Below are 518 nucleotides of genomic sequence, written 5' to 3'. Positions count from 1 at the left end.
ACTTCAAAGCCGTAAACGACAGTTATGGTTATACCGCTGGTGATAAAGCGCTGAAGATCATCGCTCGTGCTATCAATAAGCGCGTGTCTGATACCGAAACCGTCGCTCGCTTTGGCGGTGAAGAGTTTATTCTGCTGATTCCAGAACAAAGTGAAGAATACACATTAGAACTGATGAAGAATATTCAGCGCGATATCTGTCAGCTGCCGTTTAAGTTCCGCGAGCAAAACATCATCATTACTCTGACAGCCGTCTCTACTTCATTTAAGGAATCAGACGCACCAGAATATGTGCTCGATCGCCTTGGGCAAATGCTCACTGACGCTAAAAAACGGGGCACAAACCAGCTAAACTGGAACTAAAAACCGTTCAAAAAACAAGCAAACAAACACTTTCCCCCCCTCTCAAACGCTCATAACCTCCCATTTTCAACGAGTTATCACATTTATCCCCTTTCAGTCTGCTAAGCTGTTAAAACCCAAGTCACTTCAAGATGATGTATTCATTCATGACGAATA

Annotated in this window: 1 protein-coding gene; it reads left to right on the top strand. The window is 43.4% G+C overall.

What is annotated here, in order from left to right; all coding sequences use genetic code 11:
* On the top strand, positions 1-362 hold a 362-nt coding region (locus R7E78_RS30535), incomplete at its 5' end, for a GGDEF domain-containing protein (RefSeq protein ID WP_318059199.1).
* Positions 363-518 lie beyond the last annotated feature (156 nt).

This window comes from Vibrio sp. YT-19(2023), assembly GCF_033337395.1.
This window is presented reverse-complemented; position numbering and strand designations above follow the sequence as displayed.